The 23,766-nt window shown below is 72.1% G+C and carries 21 protein-coding genes; 11 read left to right on the forward strand and 10 right to left on the reverse strand.

All coding sequences use genetic code 11. From position 1 onward, the window contains the following. Nucleotides 1-108 precede the first annotated feature (108 nt). From AC6H2I_RS10930 to AC6H2I_RS10945, 4 genes are all read right to left on the reverse strand, one after another. Nucleotides 109-606, reverse strand: a complete 498-nt coding sequence (locus AC6H2I_RS10930; RefSeq protein ID WP_497500658.1) for a flagellar biosynthesis regulator FlaF — start codon at nucleotides 604-606, stop codon at nucleotides 109-111. A gap of 105 nt (nucleotides 607-711) precedes the next feature. Beyond that, nucleotides 712-1,719 (reverse strand): glycosyltransferase family 9 protein, encoded by a 1,008-nt coding sequence (locus tag AC6H2I_RS10935; protein WP_497500659.1) that lies wholly within the window; start codon nucleotides 1,717-1,719, stop codon nucleotides 712-714. 12 nt (nucleotides 1,720-1,731) lie between these two features. Next, complete coding sequence (gene lptF, locus AC6H2I_RS10940) at nucleotides 1,732-2,862, reverse strand: LPS export ABC transporter permease LptF (RefSeq protein ID WP_497500660.1); 1,131 nt, start codon at nucleotides 2,860-2,862, stop codon at nucleotides 1,732-1,734. Nucleotides 2,863-2,950: 88 nt separating this feature from the next. Further along, nucleotides 2,951-3,850 carry a hypothetical protein gene (locus AC6H2I_RS10945; RefSeq protein WP_497500661.1) on the reverse strand — a complete coding sequence of 300 codons (900 nt, stop codon included), beginning with the start codon at nucleotides 3,848-3,850 and terminating at the stop codon, nucleotides 2,951-2,953. 304 nt (nucleotides 3,851-4,154) lie between these two features. On the opposite strand from AC6H2I_RS10945, the gene AC6H2I_RS10950 reads away from it, so the two are divergent. The 3 genes from AC6H2I_RS10950 to ychF all read left to right on the forward strand — a co-directional run bounded on the left by AC6H2I_RS10950 (nucleotide 4,155) and on the right by ychF (nucleotide 9,955). Next, nucleotides 4,155-7,484, forward strand: coding sequence for a transglutaminase family protein (locus AC6H2I_RS10950; protein WP_497500662.1), 3,330 nt, complete (start codon nucleotides 4,155-4,157; stop codon nucleotides 7,482-7,484). A gap of 139 nt (nucleotides 7,485-7,623) precedes the next feature. Next, a complete protein-coding gene (locus AC6H2I_RS10955; protein WP_497500663.1) occupies nucleotides 7,624-8,766 on the forward strand; it encodes a GGDEF domain-containing protein in 1,143 nt (380 codons plus the stop codon). A gap of 88 nt (nucleotides 8,767-8,854) precedes the next feature. Then, nucleotides 8,855-9,955, forward strand: a complete 1,101-nt coding sequence (ychF, locus tag AC6H2I_RS10960) for a redox-regulated ATPase YchF (RefSeq protein WP_497500664.1) — start codon at nucleotides 8,855-8,857, stop codon at nucleotides 9,953-9,955. Here ychF and AC6H2I_RS10965 read toward each other — a convergent pair. Further along, on the reverse strand, nucleotides 9,945-11,114 hold the full coding sequence (locus AC6H2I_RS10965; protein WP_497500665.1) for a hypothetical protein: 1,170 nt from the start codon (nucleotides 11,112-11,114) through the stop codon (nucleotides 9,945-9,947). The two genes, ychF and AC6H2I_RS10965, sit on opposite strands and share 11 nt — an antisense overlap. Nucleotides 11,115-11,212: 98 nt before the next feature. Between AC6H2I_RS10965 and AC6H2I_RS10970 the strand changes: the two genes are divergently transcribed. From AC6H2I_RS10970 to AC6H2I_RS10990, 5 genes are all read left to right on the forward strand, one after another. Beyond that, nucleotides 11,213-11,530: an HWE histidine kinase domain-containing protein gene (locus AC6H2I_RS10970; protein WP_497500666.1), complete on the forward strand. Its 318-nt coding sequence runs from the start codon at nucleotides 11,213-11,215 to the stop codon at nucleotides 11,528-11,530. A gap of 83 nt (nucleotides 11,531-11,613) precedes the next feature. Next, the gene (locus AC6H2I_RS10975) at nucleotides 11,614-11,916 is read left to right on the forward strand and encodes a DUF3072 domain-containing protein (protein WP_497500667.1); all 303 of its coding nucleotides are present in this window, start codon (nucleotides 11,614-11,616) and stop codon (nucleotides 11,914-11,916) included. Nucleotides 11,917-12,022: 106 nt separating this feature from the next. Next, nucleotides 12,023-13,039 (forward strand): ABC transporter substrate-binding protein, encoded by a 1,017-nt coding sequence (locus AC6H2I_RS10980; RefSeq protein WP_497500668.1) that lies wholly within the window; start codon nucleotides 12,023-12,025, stop codon nucleotides 13,037-13,039. A 35-nt stretch (nucleotides 13,040-13,074) separates the two neighbouring features. Continuing rightward, complete coding sequence (locus AC6H2I_RS10985; RefSeq protein WP_497500669.1) at nucleotides 13,075-13,791, forward strand: ABC transporter permease; 717 nt, start codon at nucleotides 13,075-13,077, stop codon at nucleotides 13,789-13,791. A 52-nt stretch (nucleotides 13,792-13,843) separates the two neighbouring features. Beyond that, nucleotides 13,844-14,473, forward strand: coding sequence for an ABC transporter ATP-binding protein (locus tag AC6H2I_RS10990; protein ID WP_497500670.1), 630 nt, complete (start codon nucleotides 13,844-13,846; stop codon nucleotides 14,471-14,473). Nucleotides 14,474-14,476: 3 nt separating this feature from the next. On the opposite strand, the gene AC6H2I_RS10995 is transcribed toward AC6H2I_RS10990, so the two are convergent. From AC6H2I_RS10995 to AC6H2I_RS11015, 5 genes are all read right to left on the reverse strand, one after another. Further along, on the reverse strand, nucleotides 14,477-14,902 hold the full coding sequence (locus AC6H2I_RS10995; protein ID WP_497500671.1) for a universal stress protein: 426 nt from the start codon (nucleotides 14,900-14,902) through the stop codon (nucleotides 14,477-14,479). After that, nucleotides 14,899-17,508 carry a TRAP transporter permease gene (locus tag AC6H2I_RS11000; RefSeq protein ID WP_497500672.1) on the reverse strand — a complete coding sequence of 870 codons (2,610 nt, stop codon included), beginning with the start codon at nucleotides 17,506-17,508 and terminating at the stop codon, nucleotides 14,899-14,901. The genes AC6H2I_RS10995 and AC6H2I_RS11000 overlap by 4 nt, the downstream gene beginning before the upstream one ends. Nucleotides 17,509-17,602: 94 nt before the next feature. Then, the gene (locus AC6H2I_RS11005) at nucleotides 17,603-18,586 is read right to left on the reverse strand and encodes a TAXI family TRAP transporter solute-binding subunit (RefSeq protein WP_497500673.1); all 984 of its coding nucleotides are present in this window, start codon (nucleotides 18,584-18,586) and stop codon (nucleotides 17,603-17,605) included. Between the two features lie 127 nt (nucleotides 18,587-18,713). Then, complete coding sequence (locus AC6H2I_RS11010; protein ID WP_497500674.1) at nucleotides 18,714-19,544, reverse strand: beta-keto acid cleavage family enzyme; 831 nt, start codon at nucleotides 19,542-19,544, stop codon at nucleotides 18,714-18,716. A gap of 68 nt (nucleotides 19,545-19,612) precedes the next feature. Further along, on the reverse strand, nucleotides 19,613-20,962 hold the full coding sequence (locus AC6H2I_RS11015) for an aspartate aminotransferase family protein (RefSeq protein WP_497500675.1): 1,350 nt from the start codon (nucleotides 20,960-20,962) through the stop codon (nucleotides 19,613-19,615). Nucleotides 20,963-21,220: 258 nt separating this feature from the next. Between AC6H2I_RS11015 and AC6H2I_RS11020 the strand changes: the two genes are divergently transcribed. The 3 genes from AC6H2I_RS11020 (at nucleotide 21,221) to AC6H2I_RS11030 (ending at nucleotide 23,701) form a co-directional block, all read left to right on the forward strand. Then, nucleotides 21,221-21,907 (forward strand): CBS domain-containing protein, encoded by a 687-nt coding sequence (locus tag AC6H2I_RS11020; protein WP_497500676.1) that lies wholly within the window; start codon nucleotides 21,221-21,223, stop codon nucleotides 21,905-21,907. Nucleotides 21,908-22,061: 154 nt separating this feature from the next. Continuing rightward, nucleotides 22,062-23,237 (forward strand): M20 aminoacylase family protein, encoded by a 1,176-nt coding sequence (locus AC6H2I_RS11025; protein ID WP_497500677.1) that lies wholly within the window; start codon nucleotides 22,062-22,064, stop codon nucleotides 23,235-23,237. Beyond that, complete coding sequence (locus tag AC6H2I_RS11030; protein ID WP_497500678.1) at nucleotides 23,234-23,701, forward strand: L-2-amino-thiazoline-4-carboxylic acid hydrolase; 468 nt, start codon at nucleotides 23,234-23,236, stop codon at nucleotides 23,699-23,701. The genes AC6H2I_RS11025 and AC6H2I_RS11030 overlap by 4 nt, the downstream gene beginning before the upstream one ends. The last annotated feature ends 65 nt before the right edge of the window (nucleotides 23,702-23,766 follow it).

A 23,766-nucleotide genomic window follows, 5' to 3' on the forward strand; every position in this document is an offset into this window, starting at 1 on the left:
CGGAAAGGGGGGCATGGCAGCCGGCGGCCGAGGGGCCGGCAAGACCGAGGAACGACAAAAGGCGCGCCGCCCGGCGCGCCTTTTGTGGTTGGGGGGGCCGGCCGGCCCTCAGATCGAAATGCGCAGGGGCTGCTGGGGCTGGCCGTCCTGGCCGCCGGAACGGGGCTGCGGCTGGGGCTGGGGCACCGCACGGGGCGGCGCCGTCTGCTGGGCCGGAGCGCCCGGCGCCTCGGCCGCCGGCGTCTCGCCCTCGACCCGCTGCGACAGGCCGCTGGCCACCGACCGGTTGATCTCGATGAGGCGCTCCAGCTTGCCACCGTCCAGATCCGCCAGCCGGGCCATCGTCTCCCGGTCGACCATCAGCGACAGGGCGGCGATGTTGGTGCGCAGGTCGTGGGGAAGTTGGCAGTCGTCCTCGCTGATCGCCGCCTGGAAGATGGTCCACAGGCGCTGATTCAGCTGCAGCGCCGCCTGCAGGGCGTCGGCGTTGTCCGGCTGACGGCTGGCGTCGATCAGGCGGCGCGCCGCCTCGGCCAGCGCCCATGCCTCCACGTCACGCGCATCGTCCGATACCGGGCGGCTAACGTATTTCGGAGTCGGCTTCATTCCTTACCCCTTGGGGCCAGTACGGGTGAACACGACAGGTCCTGACACGATGTCCTGACGTCACCGGCCGTGGCATCCGGATATTCAGGGATCCGGCTCCCGATGTCAACTTGAGGGGCCGGCCGCCCATGATTGAGCGGCATTTGCCACGTCTTCGTCACAACGTTCCGCGGCGGCGGGCACCCCGCGCAACAGTTGGTCCGCCGCGCATTCGACAGCGTTCACGGTGATGCCGTCCATCAGGTCCGTCGCCGCCGCCCGTCGCCGCTCCAGCAGCGCCGGCCGCGGCACCGTGCCGGTCACCGCGCGGGCGTGCGGCCCCCAGGGCGCATACACCTCCGGGTAGCCCGGGCCGAACAGGCCGAGGGTGGGCGTGCCGACCGCGGCGGCGATGTGCATGAGGCCGGAATCGTTGCCGACGTAGAGCGCGGCCCGTCGCAGACAGGCGGCGGCGGCCAGGGGGTCGGTGCGCCCGGTCAGGTCGAGGGCCGCCCCCCCCAGGGCGTCGAGCACGGGGCGCGCGCGGGCCACCTCCGACGCCGCGGCGAAGACCGCGACCCGGGCGCCGGGGAGCGGCCCGGACGGCGCGGTGATCCGGCCGGCGAGCTCGGCGAAGCGGCCGGCCGGCCATTCCTTGCCGGTCCAGTTGGCGGTGGGCCCGATGGCGAGGATCGGCGATCCCGGCGGCACCAGCGCGTCCGCCGCGGCCTGCGCCGGCGGGTCCAGCCACAGGCGGGGCGGCGGCGGCGGATCGAGGCCGAGAACGGCGCCGATCTCGACGACCTTGTGCACCACGCCGCGGGTGCGGGCGTGGCTGCGCACGCCGCCGCTCAGCAGCAGGCGCGACACCACCGAGTTGCGCAGGTCGACGACCAGATCCCAGCGCGTGCCGACGCACTGCGCCCACAGCGCCAGCCAGTGGGCCGCCCACCGCCGCTTGGCCATGGGGACGAGCCGGTCGAGCCGGGGCGTCGCCCGGAACAGCGGGGCCGCCACCGGTCCGCAGACCACGGTGAAGCGGGCGTCGGGACGGCTGTCCACCAGGTGACCCAGCACCCCGGTGGACAGCACGGCGTCGCCGATCCGGTTGGAGGTGATGAAAAGGATGCGCACGCCCGCAGCGCCTCAACCCGCCCGCACCGCGGCGTGGCCGCGCCGCCGCCCGGCGGGGCCGCCGCGCCCGTGGGCCAGCCCCCACACGGCCGGCGCGAGGGCGAGCAGCGGAAGCAGGTACATGGTCGGGATGAAGCCCGGCATCTTGGACGCCACGCTGTTGAGGGCGAGGGCCGCGGCCTGCAGTGCGACCACCAGCAGCACCGCGGCGGTCACCCGGCCCGACTGGCCGCGCCGGTTGAACTCGCCCGACAGCAGGCAGGCCAGGGCCAGCAGGACGAAAGCCGGGGCGAGCAGCGGCGACGACAGCCGGTGGTGCAGTTCGGCTTGCAGCTCGCGCAGCGTCCGGCCGTCGCCCGCCAGGTCCGCCGGCGGGTCGACGAGGTCGCCGGTCGACCGTTCGCGCACGTCGGGGAAGCGCTCCTCGACGGCGTCGGTGAACACCTTGAGGTCCACCGCGTAGCGGTCGAAGAACAGCTGGGACAGCTTGCCGGTGGCCCGCTCCATCTCCTGGCGGTTGCCGTCGAAGACGACGAACCGGGCGCCGGCGTCGCCCTGCACCATCACCGCGCGGGCGCCGATGACGGTCACCGGCCGCTCCGGGTCCCGGGAATCGTGGATGAGCACGCCGTGGTAGTTGCCCTCACCGTCGCGTTCGCGGACATAGACGCTCACACCGTCGCCGACCTCGTTGAACACGCCCTCCCTCACCAGGAGCTGCGAGTAGTCGTTGCGCACGGTGTATTCCATCCGGACCAGTTCCCGGTGGGCGGCCGGGGTCACCCACAGGTTCAGGGCGTAGACCACCACCATCACGCCCACGCCGAGCCCGACGGCCGGCCGCGCCAGCGCCAGCGGGCCGACGCCGGCGGCCCGCATGACCACCAGTTCGCTGTCCTGGGTGAGGCGGTTGTAGGTGAACAGGATCGCCCCCACCAGGGCGATCGGCAGCACGATGCCCAGGAACGTCGGCACCGTCAGCAGGAGCAACCAGAGGAACAGGCGCAGCGGCGCGCCGGCCTCGACCACGATCTCGATGAGACGCAGGGACTGGCTGAGCCAGATGGTGACGGTCAGGCCGGCGGTGGAGTAGAGGGTCGCCACCAGCAGGTTTCGAAACAGGTACCGCTCAAGTCGCTTCATCGCCGTCCCGTGCCCGCCAATGGACGGGGGTGAAGCTGACGACGCCGGCGCCGCGGGTCAAGCACAATGCGCCCGCGGCCCGGCGTTCTCACTCGGGAAACGCCTCGAGCACGCCCTTGACCTGCTTCTGGAAGTCGGCCTCCCCGCGGTAGCGCTGCAGCACCACCTTGTCCCGCTGCAGATAGAACATCATCTCGGAGCGCTTGGGCAGCAGGCGCGGCACCGGCTTGTCCACGAGCTGGCCGCTCCAGTCGATCCGCGACATGAAATAGCTGGCGCGGGCGAACAGCATGAACAGCTTGTTCTCCGGCGTCATCTTCTCGCGCCGCAGCAGCGCGTAGTAATAATAATTTCTCCCATGAAAATACGCCGTGTAGATATTTTGCACTGCGAGGAACCTCTCGTCCGGGCTGGTGATCTGCTTGATCTGGCGCTCCAGGCGGAACCCCGCATAAAAGTACTCCTTCGCTTCGTTCTCGAAGGAAAAGGGGCTTCCCTTGATGAGGCTCATCTGCTCGCCGTACTTGCGCAGGATGCGGTTGGCGATCAACTCGATGAAGCGCCGTTCGGCCGCCAGCCCCTCGGGAAGCTGCGGCAGCATGTCGAACACGTGGCGCAGATGGTAGGGATGGCGGACGATCACGACGGGCACGCCGCCGCCCTTGCGTTTCTGGGCTCCGCCCCCCTTGGCGCCGGACGACACCGACACCAGCACCGACGCGATGATGTCGCGGAGCTTCCAGCGCAGCCGCGCCTCCGCGGTTTGCCGCCCGATGTGGAGCTGCGCCATCATCCGGCCGAGGCGGCTGCGCCAGGTCTCCTTGGGCAGCTTGTGGGTCGGCAGGTTCGGCACCACCAGCGGGTTGCCCAGCACGTCGGGCGGCGGCGGCAGCGGATTCAGGTTGAAGTACTTGCCGTGCACGACCCCGCGCGCGCCGTCGCCGGACGCCGACGGGGGCGAGGCCGATTGGGGGGAGAGCAACACCATGGGACGACCGGAACTCCGGGCCACCCCGCGGCCGGCCGGGGGTTGACGGGGCAAGGGCACGCCAGGCCGGCCACCCGGGCGCACCGCCCCGGGACCGGCATGGACATGATTTCTTAACGCTGATAACCCGTGCCGCGCCAGCGCCGCGTTGCCGGCGACGGCGCGGCGCCCGCGGGCGTTGCCGGCGTGCCACTGTGTTTTGCGCAGCGCAACATCCTTCCCCTGCCCCGCTCACTGCGAAAGTGTTACGGTTCCCGCAGAAGCCCCGTCGACCGGGGGCGCCGCAGGCAGGGGATGGGACAGCATGGCGATCCACGTCGCTCTCAACCACAAGACGACCTACCACTACGACCGCCTTGTCAACCTGGGTCCACAGATCGTCCGGTTGCGCCCCGCGCCCCATTGCCGAACACCGATCCTGTCCTATTCGCTGCGCGTCACGCCCCGCGACCATTTCCTCAACTGGCAGCAGGATCCGCAGTCCAACTACCAGGCCCGCTTCGTCTTTCCCGAAAAGACCCGGCAGTTCAGCATCGAGGTCGACCTGGTCGCCGAGATCGCGGCGATCAACCCCTTCGACTTCTTCCTCGAGGAGAAGGCCCAGACCTGCCCCTTCACCTACGAGCCCTGGCTGGAGCGGGAGCTGCGCCCGTACCTGGAAACGGAGGAACCGGGCCCGTTGCTGACGGAGTACCTGACGAGGATCCCGCGCACGCCGGTGACCACCATCGACTTCCTGGTCGCCCTGAACCAGCGCCTGCAGGAGCACATCGGCTACGTCATCCGCCTCGAACCGGGCATCCAGAGCTGCCAGCGGACGCTGGAGCTGCGCACCGGGTCGTGCCGCGACTCCGCGTGGCTTCTGGTGCAGATCCTGCGCCACATCGGCCTGGCGGCGCGCTTCGTGTCCGGCTACCTCATCCAGCTCACCGCCGACCAGAAGGCCCTGGACGGCCCGTCGGGGCCGGAGCAGGACTTCACCGACCTGCACGCCTGGACCGAGGTGTTCCTGCCCGGTGCCGGCTGGGTCGGCCTCGACCCCACCTCGGGCCTGCTCGCCGGCGAGGGTCACATCCCCCTGGCGTGCACGCCCGACGCCACCTCCGCCGCGCCGATCAGCGGCATGGTGGACGAATGCGAGGTGAGTTTCGCCCACGCCATGGCGGTGACGCGCATCAAGGAGGCGCCGCGCGTCACCAAGCCCTACACCGACCGCCAGTGGGCGGCCATCGAGGCGCTGGGCCACGAGGTCGACGCCGCGCTGCGGGACAACGACGTCCGCCTGACCATGGGGGGTGAGCCGACCTTCGTCTCGGTCGACGACATGGACGGCGCGGAATGGAACACCACCGCCGTCGGCCCCGACAAGCGGCGGCTGTCCGGCGACCTGATCCACCGGCTGATGCACCGTTTCGCACCCGGCGGGCTGCTGCACTTCGGCCAGGGCAAGTGGTACCCCGGCGAATCGCTGCCCCGCTGGGCGCTGGCGGCCTACTGGCGCCGCGACGGCGTGGCGCTGTGGAAGAACGCCGAGCTGCTGGCGCGCGAGGACAAGGATTACGGCCACGGCAGCGCCGAGGCGGGGCGCTTCCTGGCCGGCCTGACCAAGCGCCTGGGCATCGACCCGTCCCTGGTGGTGTCCGCCTATGAGGACCCCTGGCACTACCTGCGCAAGGAGGCGCAGCTTCCCGTCAACGTCGATCCCTTCGACAGCAAGCTGGAGGACCGGGAGGAGCGGGCCCGCCTGGTCCAGGTGTTCTCGCGCGGCCTCGACCAGCCCGTCGGCTTCGTCCTGCCGATCAGCCGGCGCATCACGCCGGAGGGGCCGGTGTGGCTGTCGAGCGCCTGGCCGCTGCGCCAGGAACGCCTGCTGCTGATCCCCGGCGACAGCCCGGTGGGTTTGCGCCTGCCGCTGGACTCGTTGCCCTGGACGGCGCCCCAGGACTATCCCTACAGCTGGGATCCGGATCCCTTCGAACCGCGCCCGCCGCTGCCGCCCAACCCGGTTCCGCTGCGCCAGCGCGCCTTCGAGGCGCCGAAGCCGGGGCCGCTGGAGCCGCGCACCCACCGGCCCATGGCCGAGGTCCGCACCGAGGTGCCGGAGCACGGGGCGTCGGCATGGTGGGTGGTGCGCACCGCGCTGACGGTGGAGGCGCGCCAGGGGCGCATCTACATCTTCCTGCCGCCGATGAACACCCTGGACGATTTCGTCGCCATGATCGCCGAGATCGAGGCCACGGCCCTCGATCTCGACATGCCGGTGATCCTCGAAGGCTATCCCGCGCCGAAGGACCCGCGGCTGAACGCCCTGGCCGTGACGCCCGACCCCGGCGTGATCGAAGTCAACATCCATCCCGCCCACTCCTGGGACGAGCTGGTGCGCAACACCGACGCGCTCTACGAGGAGGCGCGGCTGGCCCGCCTCGGCACCGAGAAGTTCATGATCGACGGGCGCCACACCGGCACGGGTGGCGGCAACCACGTGGTGATGGGCGGCGCAACGGCCGCCGACAGCCCGTTCCTGCGCCGGCCCGACCTGTTGCGCAGCCTGATCGCCTACTGGCAGAACCACCCCGCCCTGTCCTACGTCTTCTCGGGCCTGTTCATCGGCCCCACCAGCCAGGCGCCCCGGATCGACGAGGCCCGCGACGATTCCCTCTACGAGCTGGAGATCGCCTTCCGGCAGATCGACGAGGCCGCCGCCCAGGGCAACTGCCCGCCCTGGCTGGTCGACCGGGTGCTGCGCAACCTCCTGGTGGACATCACCGGCAACACCCACCGGGCGGAGTTCTGTATCGACAAGATGTATTCGCCGGACACCGCCACCGGCCGGCTCGGGCTGCTGGAGTTCCGTGCCTTCGAGATGCCGCCGCACGCCCAGATGAGCCTGACCCAGCAACTCCTCCTGCGGGCGCTGGTCGCGCGCTTCTGGACGGCGCCCTACAAGGGCCGCCTGGTGCGCTGGGGCAACGAGTTGCACGACCGCTGGATGCTGCCCCACTTCCTGGCCGCCGACATGGCCGACGTGCTGGAGGACCTGCGGGCGCACGGCTTCGCCTTCCAGGACTCGTGGTTCGTCCCCCACATCGCCTTCCGCTTCCCGACCTATGGCCATGTCACCCAGCGCGGCATCACCCTGGAGCTGCGCATGGCGCTGGAGCCCTGGCACGTGCTGGGCGAGGAGCCGGGCGGCGGCGGCACGGTGCGCTACGTCGACAGCTCGGTCGAGCGGGTGCAGGTCAAGGTGTCCGGGCTGATCGACCAGCGCTACGCCATCACCTGCAAGGGCCGCCGGGTGCCGCTGGCCCCCACCGGCATCGACGGGGAGTTCGTCGGCGCCGTGCGGTACCGGGCCTGGCAGCCGCCGACCTGCCTGCATCCCACCATTCCCGTGCACACGCCGCTGGTGTTCGACATCGTCGACACCTGGAGCGGGCGCTCCCTGGGCGGCTGCACCTACCACGTCATGCACCCGGGCGGCCGCAGCTACGACACCTTCCCGGTCAACGCCAACGAGGCGGAGGGGCGGCGGCTCGCCCGCTTCTTCCCGTTCGGCCACACCCCCGGCCCGATGGAGGTGGTGGCGGAGGACCGCAACCCGCAGTTCCCGATGACGCTGGACCTGCGGCGCTAGACGGCGGACCGCCGGCGGGCCGCCGGCGGTGGCGAACCGAAGGCCGTCGAATATTGCTGCGGTCGGATGCGTACCCGAGTATGGGTAGCGCGGCCGGTCCCCCGTCGGGCCGCCGGCCCCCACCGCAGGAAGCTGAGGCGTGAAGCGGCTGAACGAGGTCGAGAGAAGGCTGGCGGAACGCGTGCACCGGCGGGTCACGTCCTGGAGCGAGGCCGCGGTCGCGCGGGGCCGGTACCGCGGCGCCAACCCCGTCTTGCGCCGGCGGTACGCCATGGCCGAGGCGATGCTGATCTGCGGGATCTCGGTCAACCTTGCCTTCGTCCCCTTCGACCTCCTCCTGACGGGCTACTGGGAGCACGCGGTCGCCGAAGCGGCGGCGGCCGCCGCCCTGTGCGGTGTGCTGGTGGTCCTGCGCCACACCGGGCGGATCGACCGGGCCATGCTGATGCTGTCGCTGATCGTCGCGCTGATGATCCTCGTCATGGTGCACGACGGCCGGGCCGGCGAATCCGTGCTGGTGTGGGTGCCCCTCTACCCGGCGATTCCCGGATTCATGCTCGGCGTGCGCCGCGGCCTCTACGTGGCGGTCGGCTTCTACACCGTGCTGTTCGCCGGGCTCGTCCACTCGGTGCTGACCGGCGGGCCGCACAGCTTCGACTGGATCGCCCTCGCCAACACCGCCGGGGCGTCGCTGGTCACCGCGTTCCTGGTGTTCTACTACGAGCTCAGCCGCTCCGACACCTACCGCTCCCTGGAGGCCGCGGCGAACACGGACCCGCTGACCGGGGTGCTGAACCGGCGCGGCTTCCAGACCCGCTTCGACACGGCATTGGCCCGGGCGCAGCGTGCCGGGCGCCCGTTCAGCCTGCTCATCTTCGACGTCGACCACTTCAAGCGGATCAACGACGAACACGGCCACGACGCCGGCGACGCGGCGATCCGCCACCTTGCCGACCTCCTGAAGGCCAGCATCCGACGCACCGACATGCTGGGCCGGCTGGGCGGCGAGGAGTTCGCCCTGGCGCTGACCGACGCCGCCCTGCCGGAGGCCCACGCGGTCGCCGAGACGCTGCGCCGCCTGGTTGAGGAGACACCGATGGCGCTGGCCGACGGGGCCTTCCTCGACCTCACCGTCAGCATCGGCGTCGCCGAGGTGACGGACGAGGCGGCCCACTTCCGCAGCCTCTTCTCGGTGGCCGACCGGCGGCTCTACGCGGCCAAGAAGGCGGGCCGCAACCAGGTCTGCGTCGGCGAGGCCGCCGCCATGGCGGAGGACGCGTAACCGACGCCCGGCCACTTCTCGTTTGCGCTTTGGCGGCGACCATAGGATAAAGCGCCCCGTCCGGACCTCAGCATGATCGAAGATTCCCATGGGATTCAATTGCGGCATCGTCGGCCTGCCCAACGTCGGCAAGTCGACCCTCTTCAACGCGTTGACCGCCACCCAGGCGGCCGAGGCGGCGAACTTCCCCTTCTGCACCAAGGAGCCGAACGTCGGCCGCGTCGGCGTGCCCGACCCGCGCCTCGACCGGCTCGCGGCCATCGCCAAGAGCCAGAAGACGGTGCCGACCCAACTGGAGTTCGTCGACATCGCCGGGTTGATCCGCGGCGCCTCCAAGGGCGAGGGGCTGGGCAACCAGTTCCTCGGCAACATCCGCGAGGTCGACGCCATCGTTCATGTGCTGCGGTGCTTCGAGGATGACGACGTCACCCACGTCGAGGGTGGCATCGACCCGATCCGCGACGCCGAGGTCGTCGAGACGGAGCTGATGCTGGCCGACATGGACAGCCTGGAGCGCCAGATCACCAACCTGCAGAAGAAGGCCAAGGGCGGCGACAAGGACGCCAAGGCCCGGGCCGAGCTGATGGAACGGGCCCTGAAGGTCCTGCAGGACGGCAAGCCAGCCCGGGTGGTGCCGGTCTCCGCGGACGACCTGCCGCTGTTCCGCCAGCTCATGCTGCTCACCGCCAAGCCGGTCCTCTACGTGTGCAACGTCGATGAGGCGTCGGCGGCCACCGGCAACCGCTTCTCCGAGCTGGTCGCGGCCAAGGCCGCGGCCGAGGGCGCCGCCGCGGTGGTGATCTCCGCGGCCATCGAATCCGAGGTCGCCCAGCTCGCCGATGCCGCGGAAAAGGCGGAGTTCCTGGACTCCATGGGGCTGGAGGAGACCGGGCTGAACAAGCTGATCCGGGCCGGCTACGGCCTCCTCGGACTCCTCACCTTCTTCACGGTGGGGCCGAAGGAGGCGCGGGCCTGGACGGTGACGAAGGGCTCCACCGCGCCGCAGGCGGCCGGCGCGATCCACACCGACTTCGAGCGCGGCTTCATCCGTGCGGAGACCATCGACTTCGACAGCTTCGTCACCCTGGGCGGCGAGCAGGGGGCGAAGGACGCCGGCAAGATGCGGCAGGAAGGCAAGGAGTACGTCGTCCAGGACGGCGACATCTTCCACTTCCGCTTCAACGTGTAGGCTGCGGCCGCGCCGCCCGGAGCCGGACCACCAGCGGCCCCGCCTCCGCCAGCAGGCCGAGGCGGTCGAGGGTGGCGCACAGCTCCGCCGCCTGGGTCAGCAGGCGGTCGCTCTCCGGGCCGGGACCGTCCGCAAGGGCAGTCGCGAGCCGCGCGGCGGTGTCCGCGGCCAGGGCGGCCAGCCGCGTGCGCAGGCGCCGCTCGACGTCGTCGAGGAGTTGCGGCCGCGCGCCGTGCCGCAGGTGCGCGGCGATCCGCATGACGCAGTCCACCTGGCGCAGCAGGCTCGAATAGAACGACTCCCGCCCCGCCTGGCCGGCCGCGGCGGCGAGCATGCGCAGCAGCGCGTCGCCCAACGCGGCAAGGGTGCGCAGGAACTGGTCGAGCGCCTCCTCCTCGGCGGTCGGCACGAAAGGGGTGGTCTCCTCCTCCCCGTCCGCCAGGGCGTCGAGCACGCGCAGGGTGATGACGATGAGGTTGTCGACCTGGGAAACCACCCCCGCGTTGTCGAACAGGGTCAGCAGGTCGCGCTGCGCGAGGAACGCCTGCATGGTGGCGCTGGCCCGGGTCAGCGTCACCCGCGCCATGCGGCGGGACAGGTGGGCGATGGCCTCCTGCGCCCGCCCGTCGCCCAGCGTTTCGGCCAGCCAGCGCAAGCCGTCCAGGCGCAGCAGGTCGGCCGACAGGGCGGTCAGGTCGGGATAGTCGCTGCGCTCCAGAAGGTCGCTGACGTGCCCCGTGCACTCGGTCGCGCGGACCAGGATGGCCTTGCTGATCTCGACCCCCAGCAGCCGGGTGACCGGGTGGGCCCGGCGCGGGCCGATCCAGGCGCCGAGCGCCCGGAACGCCGCGGCGCTGTCGATCGCCCCGGGGCTGCCGGGGACGAGCGGGCGCCCGTCGATGGCCCTCACCACCGCGTCGCGCAGCGCCGGCAGGAAGACGCGCACCACCGCCGGCTCCAGGGCCGCGGCGAGGCGCTCGCGCGCGGTCAGGGGCGGTTGGCCGGCGATCACGGCCAGACTGTGCGGCCCCACCTCCGGCAGCGGCTCGGGCAGGAACGGCTCGGCCAGCGCGACGGCGCGGGCGATGCCGTCGCGGTCGAGGGCCGTCAGACACGAGGCCACCGCGATGGCCCGGTGCGCGTGATCGAGACTGGACACCGCTCACCTCCGGGCACACCGCTTGGTCGGCCGCCATGGTACACCGATAACCGCCGGCGACGGCAACGGCGCACGGACGGCACGCCCTGATTCCGCGTGTGGCGGCGGCAGAGACTTTTCTCGAGCGCCTCGGGCGCCGCGTCGGCCCGCTCGCCGCGAGCCACGACCTGCCGGTCAACGACCCGTGGACGGGCGTCGACGTCCGCGTTCTGGTGCGTTCCCAACTCGCCAACGTCGACGATCTGGTCGGTGACCGCATCCGCCTGCGCGGCCCGTCCCTGGGGTTGACCGTGCCGGCCACCACCGTACTCGACCGGATGGTGCGCCGGGCCCTCGGCGCCGAGGTGCGCATCGCCTACCGCCCCGAGGGCCTGGAGTGGCAAGTCCGCTGCGCCGACACCTGCGTTCGCGGGTGAACCGGCGGGCGGCGGGTCGGGCGGAACCCTGCCGAGGATGATCTGTTCTTCATATGTTCATCCACGACCGGAGTGCCTTGCCGATGACCGCGCGCCACGACAGCCGTTCCGACGCCGACCATCCCGATCGCGCCCATCCCGACGGCGCCCATCCCGACGGCGCCCATCCCGACCGCGCCCATCCCAAGGGCGGCGCCACCTTCTCCAACCGCGACAAGGCGCCGCAGGACTGGACCACCGGCGACGAGCCGATGACCGGCGCCCAGGCGTCCTACCTCAAGACCCTGAGCGAGGAGGCCGGCGCGCCGTTCGATCCCGGTCTCACCAAGGCCGAGGCGTCGCAGCGCATCGACGCGCTGCAGGACAAGACCGGCCGCGGCGGCTGACGCCCCCGGGCGAAGCCGTGCGAAAGTCGAATACCGCCGCCCGCCGCGGTCCGTCACACTTCGTTGCAACGAAACGACGACGCCAACGGGTCCGGGGAGGACACAGATGGAGGTGCGGACCGCGGTTCGCCGGCTGCGCCGCGCGCTCGCCGCGCTGCTGCTCGCCGCCCTGTGGACGGTGCCGGCCACGGCGGACCCGCCGGTGGTCCGCATCGGCCTGCTCAAGTTCGGCACGGTGGCGTGGGAGATCGACACGCTGCGGGCGGAGGGATTGGACCGGGCCAACGGCTTCACCCTGGAGGTGCTCGACCTCGCCAACCCGGAGGCCGGGAAGATCGCGCTGCTGGGCGACAGCGTCGACGTCATCGTCGGCGACTGGCTGTGGACGGCCCGCCAGCGCGCCGACGGGGAGGTGCTGAGCTTCCTGCCCTGGTCGACGGCGGTGGGCGCGGTGATGGTGCCCGAGTCCTCGCCGGCGCGCAGCCTGGCCGACCTGGCGGGAGGGCGCATCGGCGTCGCCGGCGGCCCCCTCGACAAGGGCTGGCTGCTGATCCGCGCGCTGGCCCTGCGCGACCATGGCATCGACCCGGCGGTGGCGGCCACCCCTGTGTACGCCGCCCCTCCCCTGCTCAGCCGTCAGGCCGAGGATGGCCATCTCGACGCCGTGCTCACCTTCTGGCACTACGCGGCCCGCCTGCAGGCCAGGGGTTTCCGCCGCCTCGCCGGCGTCGAGGCGGCGGCGGACTCCCTGGCCGGCGGCGGGGTCGCCGTGCCCGGCATCGGCTTCGTCTTCCGGCAGGCCTGGGCGGAGGCCAATCCACGACTCGTCCAGTCCCTCTTCACCGCCAGCCTCCAGGCCAAGGCGATCCTGGTGTCGTCCGACGCCGCCTGGGAAAAGGTGCGGCCGGCGATGCGGGCGGAGGACGACGCCACCTTCGCCGCCCTGCGCGCCGGCTACCGCGCCGGCGTTCCGCAGCGCTGGGGTGCGGCGGAGAAGGCGGCGGCCGAACGGCTGTTCGCGCTGATGGCACGGCTGGGCGGCCGGGACCTGGTGGGCGACGCGGACGCGCTGCCCGCGGGCACGTTCTGGCCGGGTCCGGCCATCCCGGCCGGCGGCGGGTGAGGCCGGGGGCGGTGGCGCGGCTGTGGCAGCATGGCGTGTCGTTGGTCCTCCTGGTGGCGGCCTGGCAGGTCGCGGCGCTGGCCGCCGGCGACCGCACCCTGCCGCCGCCGCTGGCGGTGCTGGAAACCATGGTGGTGGACCTGGCGCGCGGCGACATGCTGCACCACATCGCCATCACCCTGGCCCGGGTCGCCGCCAGCTTCGTCCTCGCCCTGGCGATCGGCACCGCGGCCGGCGTCGCGCTCGGCCGCTCCGCCCTGCTCGACCGGCTGTTCGGCGGCTGGCTGCTGTTCTTCCTGAACCTGCCGGCGCTGGTGGTGATCATCCTGTGCTACGTCTGGTTCGGGCTGGGCGAGGTGGCGGCGCTGACCGCCGTGGCGGCCAGCAAGATCCCCAACGTGGCGGTCGTGCTGCGCGAGGGCGCGCGCACCCTGGACACGGAGCTGCGGGACATGGCGCGGGTCTTCCGCTTCAGCCCCTGGCGCACGTTCCGCCACGTCGTGCTGCCGCAACTGGCGCCGTTCCTGCTGGCGGCGGCGCGCTCCGGCCTCTCCCTGATCTGGAAAATCGTCCTGGTGGTCGAGTTGCTCGGCCGCAGCAACGGCGTTGGGTTTCAGCTCCATGTCCACTTCCAGCTCTTCGACGTCACCACGATCCTCGCCTATGCGGTGGCCTTCATCCTGGTGGTCCAGGTCATCGAATGGGGCGTGCTCCAGCCCGTCGAGCACCGCATCGGCCGCTGGCGACGGTAGGCTGCGGATCGCCGTCGCCGCGAAGGGGTATCCGGGCCGTCCCCCCAAGGCGGTGCTGCGGAACCTGGAGGTGGTGGTCGCCCGCCATCAGGTGGTGGCGCTGGCCGGTCCGTCGGGCTGCGGCAAGACCACGTTGCTGAATCTGGTGGCCGGCCTGGACGACCGCTTCGACGGCACCATCGTCCGGCCGCCGGGTCCGCTGGCCGCGGTGTTCCAGACGCCGCGCCTGCTGCCCTGGCGCACGGTCCGCCGGAACCTGGCGTTGGCGCTGCCGGCCGGCGCCCCGGGGGCGGACGCCCGCATCGAGGCCATGCTGGCGGCGGTCGGCCTGGAGGGCCAGGGCGACGTCTTCCCCAACCATTTGTCCCTGGGCATGCAGCGCCGCGTCGCGGTGGCCCGCGCCTTCCTGGTGGAACCGGAGCTGCTGCTGCTGGACGAGCCCTTCGTGTCGCTGGACGCGGCGACGGCCGGGCGGCTGCGCGACCTGCTGCGCACCCTGCTGGCGCGGCGCCCGGCCACGGTGCTGCTGGTCACCCACGACCTGCGCGAGGCGGTGGCCCTGGCCGACCGCATCGTCTTCCTCGGCGGCGCCCCGGCCAGCGTGGTGCGCGACGTCGCCGTCGACCTGCCCGACCGCGGGCCCGCGGCGGTGGAGGCCTTCGTCCGGCGGCTGGGCGGGTGATGGCTACTCCCGCACCACCAGGACCGAGCATTTGGCGTGGCGCACGATGCGCGCGGCGTTGGGGCCCAGCAGGTAGTCGCTGAGTTCCGGCCGGTGCGCCCCCAGGACGATGAGGTCGGCCCTGGTGGTCTCCGCCATCCGCAGCACCGCCTCGTACACGCTGCCCTCGGCGACGATGTGCTGGACCTTGGCGCCGGGCGGCGCCACCGCGGCGACCCGCTCGTGCAGGCGCTTCATCACCTGGTCGCTCATGTCCTTGCGGTGGCCCGCCGGGAAGAACTGGCCGACGATGCTCATGCCGAAATCGGGCAGCACGGTCATCACGTGGAGGCGCGCCCCCGTCGCCTCGGCCTGGCGCAGCGCGGCCGGCAGCGTCGTCCGCCAGTCGACGTCGGCGTCGACGTCGACGGCCACCAGGATGTCCTTCATGGCGTCTCTCCTCGTGCGGCCAGGGGTCCCTCCGGCCGGGCGTCGCGCAGCCGGCTGCGCTGCGCCCACACCACCACGCCCAGCAGCAGCAGGGCCGGAATGTAGAACAGGTGCTTGGGCGGCCGGTCCGCCTCCACCACGATGCCGCGGACCTCGTAGTCGAAGTCGAACCCGGCGCCTTCCGCCGGGCTGCCGAAGCCGATGCGGTCGACGACCACCGCGCCGCCCTCCCCCGCGCCGAGGAACAGGCCGGCCCGCTCCAGCCGCTCGCGGCCGGGGCCGGGCGGCCCCAGCGACAGCACCGACACCTTGTCCACGGGATCGCCCTCGAGGGTCTCGCCGGTGACGTGCAGGCGCAGGCGACCGCGCTCGGGCAGGCTCCCGGCAATCTCGAAGACCTGCGCGCCGGGCAGAGTCCGGTACTGCGGCACGATCATGTCCATCCAGAAGCCGGGGCGGAACAGGGTGAACGCCACCAGCAGCAGGGCCGCCACCTCCCACCAGCGGGTGCGGGTGAGGAACCAGCCCTGGGTCGCCGCGGCGAAGGTCAGCATGGCCACCACCGCGGCGGCGAAGACGAACAGCGCGTGCCACACGTCGTCGACCCCGATCAGCAGCAGTTCGGTGTTGAAGATGAACAGGAAGGGCAGGATGGCCGTGCGGATGTCGTAGGCGAATCCCTGCAGGCCGGTCTTGATCGGGTCGCCCCGCGCGATCGCCGCCGCGGCGAAGGCGGCCAGCCCGACCGGCGGCGTGTCGTCGGCGAGGATGCCGAAATAGAAGACGAAGAGATGAACGGCGATCAGCGGCACGATCAGCCCGGCTTCGGCCCCGACGTTGACGATCACCGGCGCCATCAGGGTGGAGACCACGATGTAGTTCGCCGTGGTCGGCAGCCCCATGCCGAGGATCAGGCTGATGATCGCGGTGAACAGCAGCAGCAGCATGAGGTTGCCGCCGGAGACGAACTCCACGAACTCGGTCATCACCAGGCCGATGCCGGTCAGGGTGACGGTGCCCACGACGATGCCGGCGGCGGCGGTGGCCACGCCGATGCCGATCATGTTGCGTGCGCCCGCCACCAGCCCGTCGAAGAGGTCGCGCAAGCCCCCGGCGAACTGGGCGCCGGTGTCGCCCTGGCCGCGGATCAGCGCCTTGAGCGGCCGGTGGGTGACGACGATGCCGATCATGAACATCGTGGCCCAGAAGGCCGAGAGGCCGGGCGACAGCCGCTCCACCGTCAGCGACCACACCAGGACCGCCACCGGCAGCAGGAAATAGAGCCCGGCCTTGACGGTCGGCCCCGGCTCCGGCAGCTCCGCCAGATTCTCCGTCACCTCGAGTTCCGGATAGCGGGTGGCGTACCAGAGCAGGCCGCCGTAGGCCACCAGCACCACCACCGACAGGACCGCGGCGGCGGAATCGCCGAACGCCGCCTTGGTCCAGCCGACGCCGTAGTAGACCAGGGCGCCCAGCACCAGCAGCCCGACGAACACCGTGGCGAAGGACAGCAGGCTCTGGAACAGGGTGCTCGTACGGCGCCGCGGCAGGCCCTTCATGCCAGCCTTCGACGCCTCGAGGTGAACGATGTAGACCAGCGCGATGTAGGAGATCAGCGCCGGAAGCAGGGCGTGCTTGATCACCTCGGTGTAGGAGATGCCGACGAACTCGACCATCAGGAAGGCGGCCGCCCCCATCACCGGCGGGGTGAGCTGGCCGTTGGTCGAGGACGCGACCTCCACGGCGCCGGCCTTCTCGGCAGAGAAGCCCACCTTCTTCATCAGCGGGATGGTGAAGGTGCCGGTGGTCACCACGTTGGCGATCGAGGAGCCGGAGATCAGCCCCGTCATCGCCGACGACACCACCGCCGCCTTGGCCGGGCCGCCGCGCATGTGACCGAGCAACGAGAAGGCCACGCGGATGAAGTAGTTGCCGGCACCGGCCCGCTCCAGCAGGGCGCCGAACAGCACGAACAGGAAGACCATGCTGGTGGAGACGCCGAGCGCCACCCCGAAGACGCCTTCGGTGGTCAGCCAGTAGTGGGTCACCCCCTTGGTCAGGGAGGCGCCCTGGTGGGAGATCACCTCGGGCATCCACGGGCCGAGGAAGGTGTAACCGAGGAACACCAGCGCCACCACCATGAGCGGCGGTCCCAGCGCGCGCCGCGTCGCCTCCAGCAGCAGGACCATGCCGGCGACCCCGACCACCAGGTCGGTGGTGGTCGGCAGGCCGGGCCGGCGCGACAGCTCGGCGTAGAGCAGCCAGATGTAGGCGGCGCACGCCGCGGCCGCGGCCGCCAGCAGCCAGTCCGCCAGCGGCACCGAGCGGCGTGGCGAGCGCTTGAACGCGGGAAACGCCGTGAAGGCCAGGAACACGGCGAAGGCGAGGTGGATGGCGCGCGCCTCGGTGTCGTTCAGGATGAAGAGGTTCAGCATGAACGGCAGCGGCGAGGCGTACCACAGCTGGAACAGCGACCACGCCAGGGCGATGGCGATCAGCGCCCTGCCCGCCGCGCCGGGCGGCGTCCGCGCCCCGGTGTCGGCCTGGGCGACGAGATCCTGCAACTCCTCGCTCGAGGCCGCGGCCTCGGCTCTGTCCTGGCTCATGGCGGTGCGTTCCCGGCGGCTTCAGGCAAGGGCGGCGGCACCGGCCCCGGCCGTCCGCGGGGACGGCCGGGGCCGGTCCTGGACGGTCACGCGGTCACTTCAGCAGGCCGGCCTCCTCGAAGTAGCGCTTGGCCCCGGGGTGCAGCGGGGCGGAGAGCGACGCCTCGGTCATCTGCTCCTTCTGCAGGTTGGCGAAGGCGGGGTGGAGCTGCTGGAAGTCGGCGAAGTTCTCGAAGACCGCCTTGGTCAGGGCGTAGACCGCGTCGTCGGGGGTGTCGGCCGAGGTCACCAGGGTGGCGCGCACGCCGAAGGTGCTGGTGGGCTCGTCGTTGCCGCGGTACATGCCGCCGGGGATCTCGGCCTCGGAGTAATAGGGGTTGTCGGCCACCAGGGTCTTCACGGAGTCGTTGGCGACGTCGACCAGGGTGCTGTCGCAGGCCGTCGTCGCCTCCTGGATCGAGCCGTTGGGGTGGCCCACGGTGAAGACGATGGCGTCGACCTTGTTGTCGCACAGCGCCTGGGACTGTTCGGCCGACTTCAGCTCCGACGCCAGGGCGAGGTCGCCCATGGTCCAGCCCATGGCGTTCATCAGCACCTCCATGGTGCCGCGCTGGCCGGAGCCGGGGTTGCCCACGTTGACCCGCTTGCCCTTGAGGTCGACGAAGTTCTCCACCCCGGCGTCGGCCCGGGCGACCACCGTGAACGGCTCCGGGTGCAGCGAGAAGACGGCGCGCAGGCCGTCGTTCTTCTTGCCCTCGAACTGGGAGGTGCCGTTGTAGGCGTGGTACTGCCAGTCCGACTGCACCACGCCGAAGTCCAGCTCGCCCTGCTGGATGGCGTTGAGATTGTAGATGGAGCCGCCGGTGGATTCGGCCGAACAGCGGATGCCGTGGGACTTGCGGTCCTTGTTCATCAGGCGGCAGATCGCGCCGCCCGCGGGGTAGTAGACCCCGGTCACGCCGCCGGTGCCGATGGTCACGAACTTCTGCTGCGCCTGCGCCGGGGCGGCGCCCAGGGTGGCCCCCGCGGCGAGCGCCACGGCCAGTCCGGTGCCGGCGAGAAGCGTGGTGATGGTCATCGTGCTCTCCCTTCGTCTTCGTCGTTGCCGACCGCCCGCCCGCGGCGGGCGGTGCGTGTCGTTGCCGCCCGCCCGCGGCGGGCGGTGCGGCGGTGTGCCGCCCGTCGCCGGGGCGGTCTGAACGGCGCTACCGGGAGCGGTGCGCCAGAATCCTGCGGGCCGCGTCGGCGTCCGCCAGCGGCCGCCCGATGGCGCCGGCGACGCCGGCGACCACCGCGACCAGGTCGGCGTTGCCGGCCGCCACCCGCCCGTCGGGCAGCCAGAGATTGTTCTCGAACCCCACGCGCACGTGGCCGCCCATGGCCGCCGCCGCCGAGGCGCAGGCCGCCTCCCGCGGGCCGAAGGCGCACACCGCCCACGCGCCCGCCCCTGCCCCCTCCTCCGCCCCGGTCTCCGGTCCCCAGGCCGTGAGGAAGCCGCAGAGGTCGCTCGGCCGCCCGTCGCTGGCGGTGCCGTAGCGGCCCAGCACGAACAGCACCGCCGGGGCGGCCTCGGGCACCACGCCGCGCCGGCACAGCTCCCGCAGCCGCGCGGCGTCCTCCCGGGAATAGACGATGTGCTGGACCAGCGCGCCGGCGCGGTGCAGCTCCTCCAGGAAGGCCGCGGCGTCGCCCTCGGCGTCGCCGTCGGGGATCAGCTCGCGCAGCGCCAGGGACACCGCCTCGGGCCGCACCGCGCGGGTGACCGCCATCTGCTGGTGGCGGTCGTAGAGCCCGACCGCCTCCGTGGTGATCTGCAGGATCATGGCGTCGCCGACCGCGCCGCGCACCGCCGCGAGGGCGTCGCGGTAGGCATCGGCGTCGAGGATGTGGCGGCCCGCGGCGTCCCGCACGTGGAGGTGCAGCAGCGCCGCCCCGGCCTCGCGGCATTCGGCGGCGGCGCGCGCCAGCTCCGCCGGGGTCATGGGCAGGGCGGGATGGTCCGCCTTGGTGCGGCGCGCCCCGTTGGGCGCGACCATCGCGACCAGGGGGGCGGAGGCTGGGGCGGGGGCTGGGGCTGGGGCGGGGGCGGAGCCAGCGGGCGGTGTCATCGGGGGGCCTCTCCGGTCGCCTCGCCGATGGCGGCACTCACCCGCTCGGCGATCGCGCTGATGTCGTCGGCGGTGACGATGAAGGGCGGCGCCAGCAGTACGTGGTCGCCACGCCGGCCGTCCACCGTTCCGCCCATGGGGTAGCACATCAGGCGCCGGTCGAAGGCCGCCTGCTTGAGACGGGCGGCGGTCCCGCGCTCCGGCGCGAAGGGCGCCTTGGTGGCCCGGTCGGCCACCAGCTCGACGCCGACGAACAGGCCGCGGCCGCGGATGTCGCCGACGTGGGGGTGATCGCCCAGGCGCGCCGCCAGCTCGTCCCGCAATTGCCGGCCGCGCGCGGCGACGGCGCCCAGCAACCCGTCCTCGACGATCCGCCGCCGCACCGCCAGCCCGGCCGCGCACGCCGTGGCGTGGCCCATGTAGGTGTGGCCGTGCTGGAAGAATCCGCTGCCGCGGCGCACCGCCTCCACCACCGGGCGCGCCACCATCAGCGCGCCGATCGGCTGGTAGCCGGCCCCCAGCCCCTTGGCCATGGTCAGCAGATCGGGCACCACGCCGTCCTGGGCGCAGGCGAAGAGGGTGCCGGTGCGGCCCATCCCGCACATCACCTCGTCGAGGATCAGCAGGACGCCATGGCGGTCGCAGATCTCGCGGATGCGGGCGAAGTAGCCGGGCACCGCCGCCACCGCCCCCAGGGTGGCGCCCACCACCGGCTCGGCCACGAAGGCCGCCACCGTCTCCGGTCCGGCGGCCTGGATCGCCGCCTCCAGCTCGTCGGCGACGCGGCGGCCATAGGCCTCCGGCGTCTCGTCGGCGCCGCGGTCGCGGTAGTCGTAGCAGGGCGCGATGTGGGTGGCCGGCGCCAGCAGCGGCTCGAACGGCGCACGGCGCCAGGCGTTGCCGCCCACCGCCAGCGCCCCCAGGGTGTTGCCGTGGTAGCTCTGCCGGCGGGCGATGACGCGGTGGCGCGACGGCTGCCCGACCTCCAGGAAGTACTGGCGGGCCAGCTTCAGCCCGGCCTCCACCGCCTCCGATCCGCCCGACACGAAGTAGACCGCGTGCAGGCGGTCGTCGCCAAGCTCGCGGGCGGCGTCACCGACCAGGGCGGCGGCCAGCTCCTCGGCGGCGGCGGTGGTGAAGAAGGCGCTGTGGACGTAGGCGAGGCGGTCCGTCTGGTCGCGGATCGCCGCGCGCACCGCGGCGTCGGAATGCCCGAGGCACGAGACGGCCGCGCCGCCGGAGGCGTCGATGTAGCGGACGCCCTGGCGGTCGACGATGTGGATGCCATCGCCGGCCACGGCCTCCGGATATTCCGACCGCAGGCTGCGGTGGAAGACGTGTGTCACTCGTTCGCCCCCTCCCGGCTTTCGGATGCGCGCCGCGCGTGGCGCCGTTGCCGGCGTCCTTGTTCGCGCAAAGTCTAGCCCGTCGCCAAACGGTCCGGCAACCCGGCGCGGCGGCCTCGACCGAATGGAAGGGGCGTCTATGCCCACCAAGGCTGTGACCGTATGCCGCACGCCTCTGGTCTTGGAGGATTGGTATTGGGTATGCTGAATACCAAGTGAACAACAGGCCGGTCCGCCGGCCGACACGGAGGAAACGACATGCAAGCCAAGGACGTCATGACCGCGCCGGTGATCACGGTGACCGCCGACACGCCGGTGGCCGAGGTCGCCGCCCTGCTTCTGGAGCGCCGGATCAGCGGCGTGCCGGTGGTGGACGCCGAGGGGCGGGCGGTGGGAATCGTCAGCGAGGGCGACCTTCTGCACCGCGCCGAGACCGGCACCGAGCGGCGCCGCTCGCGCTGGCTGGAGATGTTCACCGGGGGCCGCGACGGGGCCGCCGATTTCGTGAAATCCCATGGCCGGCGGGTTGGCGACGTGATGACTCGGCACGTCCATTCCGTCGAACCGGAAACCGACCTGGCCGAGGTCGCCCGCCTGATGGAGCGCGAGCGGGTGAAGCGCGTGCCGGTGTGCACGGGCGGCCGCATCGTCGGCATCGTCAGCCGTGCGAACCTGCTGCAGGGCCTGGTCGCCTACCGCCACGGCAACCCGACCCCGCCGGTCGCCAGCGACGAGGAGATCCGCTCCGCGCTGACGGCCGAGCTGTCGCGTGAGGGCTGGATCGATTCCAGCCGGATCAACGTGGTGGTCGGCGACGGCGTCGTCCACCTGTGGGGCGAGGTCGCCAACGACGAGCAGCGCAAGGCCCTGCGCGTCGCCGCCGAGGGCGTCGCCGGCGTGCGCGGCGTCGAGGACCACCTGCACCGCCACCGCTGGACCGAGTAGCCCGGTCCGGCGGCCCCGCGCCCGGCTGGCACCAGGGCTGCCCTGCCGCCGCCCCGCCGACCGTCGACTCCGCCTTCCCGGCGCGGATATGCTCCGCACCAGAGGGAACCGAGACGGGCCCCCGCGCGGGGCCCGCACAAGGGAGAGTCGAGAGATGGTTGACGTGGTCCCCGGCGTCGCCGCCCTGGAGGCGGAGATGCGCGCCTGGCGGCATGACCTGCACGCCCACCCCGAAACCGCGTTCGAGGAGCACCGCACCGGCGACGTGGTGGCGGAGAAGCTGACGGCCTTCGGGCTGGAGGTGCACCGCGGGCTGGGCGGCACCGGCGTGGTCGGCGTCCTGCGCAACGGCGACGGCCCGGCGGTCGCCCTGCGCGCCGACATGGACGCCCTGCACATCCACGAGGAGACGAACGTCGCCCACCGCTCGCGCCATCCCGGGCGGATGCACGCGTGCGGCCACGACGGCCACACCGCCATGCTGCTAGGGGCGGCCTGCCACCTCGCCCGCCAGCCGTCGTTCAAGGGCACGCTGGCCTTCATCTTCCAGCCCGCCGAGGAGAACGAGGGCGGCGGACGCTTGATGGTCGAGCAGGGGCTGTTCGACCGCTTCCCCGTCGACGCGGTCTACGGCATGCACAACTGGCCGGGGCTGGCGGTCGGGCGCATCGCCATGCGCCCCGGGCCGATGATGGCCTCGTTCGACATCTTCGAGCTGACCCTGAACGGCAAGGGCACCCACGCCGCCATGCCCCATCTCGGCTCCGACGCGGTGCTGGCGGCGTCGCAGATCGTCGGCGCCCTGCAGACCATCCCCAGCCGCAGCGTCCACCCGGTCGACGCCGCGGTGGTCAGCGTCACCCAGTTCCACGCCGGCGACACCTGGAACGTGATCCCCCAGCAGGTGGTGATGCGCGGCACCACGCGCACCTTCCGCCCCGAGGTGCAGGACCTGGTGGAGCGGCGGATGCACGAGGTGGCCACCGCCATCGCCAGCGCCTACGGCGTCGAGGCGCATCTGCGCTACGAGCGGCGCTACCCCGCCACCGTCAACAGCGCCGCCGAGACGGAGCGTGCCACGGCCGCCGCGGCCCGCGTGGTGGGGCGCGACGCGGTCGATCTCGAGCCGATGCCCAGCATGGGGGCCGAGGACTTCTCCTTCATGCTGAACGAGCGCCCGGGCTGCTACGTCTGGCTGGGGGCCGGCCCGCAGGAGGGCGGACGCAACCTGCATTCGCCCCATTACGACTTCAACGACGCGCTGCTGCCGATCGGCGCCAGCTACTGGGTGCGGCTGGCCGAGACCGTCCTGCCCGGGGAGGCCGCATGACCACGCTGTCGATCCTGGAGCGCCGCCGCATCGAGGCGGAGGTGCTGAAACCGGTCTACGAGGAGATGGCCGCCCGCTTCGGCGCGGCCGTCGCCCAGGAGGTGCTGGGCGCCGCCGTGGAGAAGGCTGCCATCGCCCACGCCCGCACCCTCGCCGACGGCGACACCAACCTCCAGACCTACGCGGACCTGATCCCCCTGTGGCAGAAGGACGACGCCCTGCGGATCGAGGTCAAGCGGCGCGACGACGCCCATTTCGACTTCGACGTCACGCGCTGCCGCTACGCCGAGATGTACCGGGAGATGGGGCTCGGGCACATCGGCCACCTCCTGTCGTGCAACCGCGACGGGGCCTTCTGCACCGGCTACGATCCCAAGCTCACGCTGACCCGGACCCAGACCATCATGTCCGGCGCCAGCCACTGCGACTTCCGCTACACCTACGAGACGGACCCGAAGACGTAGCCCGAAGGGCCTGTCCAAACGTCGGGGCTGCTTGGGGCGGCGGGGGGAGCTAGCCTTGGCGCCCA

This window comes from Azospirillum sp. NS33, assembly GCF_059703765.1.

Coding starts and splice junctions, on each gene's coding strand:
- AC6H2I_RS10930 (WP_497500658.1), bottom strand. CDS start 606: ATGAAGCCGACTCCGAAATACGTTAGCCGCCCGGTATCGGACGATGCG.
- lptF (WP_497500660.1), bottom strand. CDS start 2,862: ATGAAGCGACTTGAGCGGTACCTGTTTCGAAACCTGCTGGTGGCGACC.
- AC6H2I_RS10945 (WP_497500661.1), bottom strand. CDS start 3,850: ATGGTGTTGCTCTCCCCCCAATCGGCCTCGCCCCCGTCGGCGTCCGGC.
- AC6H2I_RS10950 (WP_497500662.1), top strand. CDS start 4,155: ATGGCGATCCACGTCGCTCTCAACCACAAGACGACCTACCACTACGAC.
- ychF (WP_497500664.1), top strand. CDS start 8,855: ATGGGATTCAATTGCGGCATCGTCGGCCTGCCCAACGTCGGCAAGTCG.
- AC6H2I_RS10975 (WP_497500667.1), top strand. CDS start 11,614: ATGACCGCGCGCCACGACAGCCGTTCCGACGCCGACCATCCCGATCGC.
- AC6H2I_RS10980 (WP_497500668.1), top strand. CDS start 12,023: ATGGAGGTGCGGACCGCGGTTCGCCGGCTGCGCCGCGCGCTCGCCGCG.
- AC6H2I_RS10995 (WP_497500671.1), bottom strand. CDS start 14,902: ATGAAGGACATCCTGGTGGCCGTCGACGTCGACGCCGACGTCGACTGG.
- AC6H2I_RS11000 (WP_497500672.1), bottom strand. CDS start 17,508: ATGAGCCAGGACAGAGCCGAGGCCGCGGCCTCGAGCGAGGAGTTGCAG.
- AC6H2I_RS11005 (WP_497500673.1), bottom strand. CDS start 18,586: ATGACCATCACCACGCTTCTCGCCGGCACCGGACTGGCCGTGGCGCTC.
- AC6H2I_RS11010 (WP_497500674.1), bottom strand. CDS start 19,544: ATGGTCGCGCCCAACGGGGCGCGCCGCACCAAGGCGGACCATCCCGCC.
- AC6H2I_RS11020 (WP_497500676.1), top strand. CDS start 21,221: ATGCAAGCCAAGGACGTCATGACCGCGCCGGTGATCACGGTGACCGCC.
- AC6H2I_RS11025 (WP_497500677.1), top strand. CDS start 22,062: ATGGTTGACGTGGTCCCCGGCGTCGCCGCCCTGGAGGCGGAGATGCGC.
- AC6H2I_RS11030 (WP_497500678.1), top strand. CDS start 23,234: ATGACCACGCTGTCGATCCTGGAGCGCCGCCGCATCGAGGCGGAGGTG.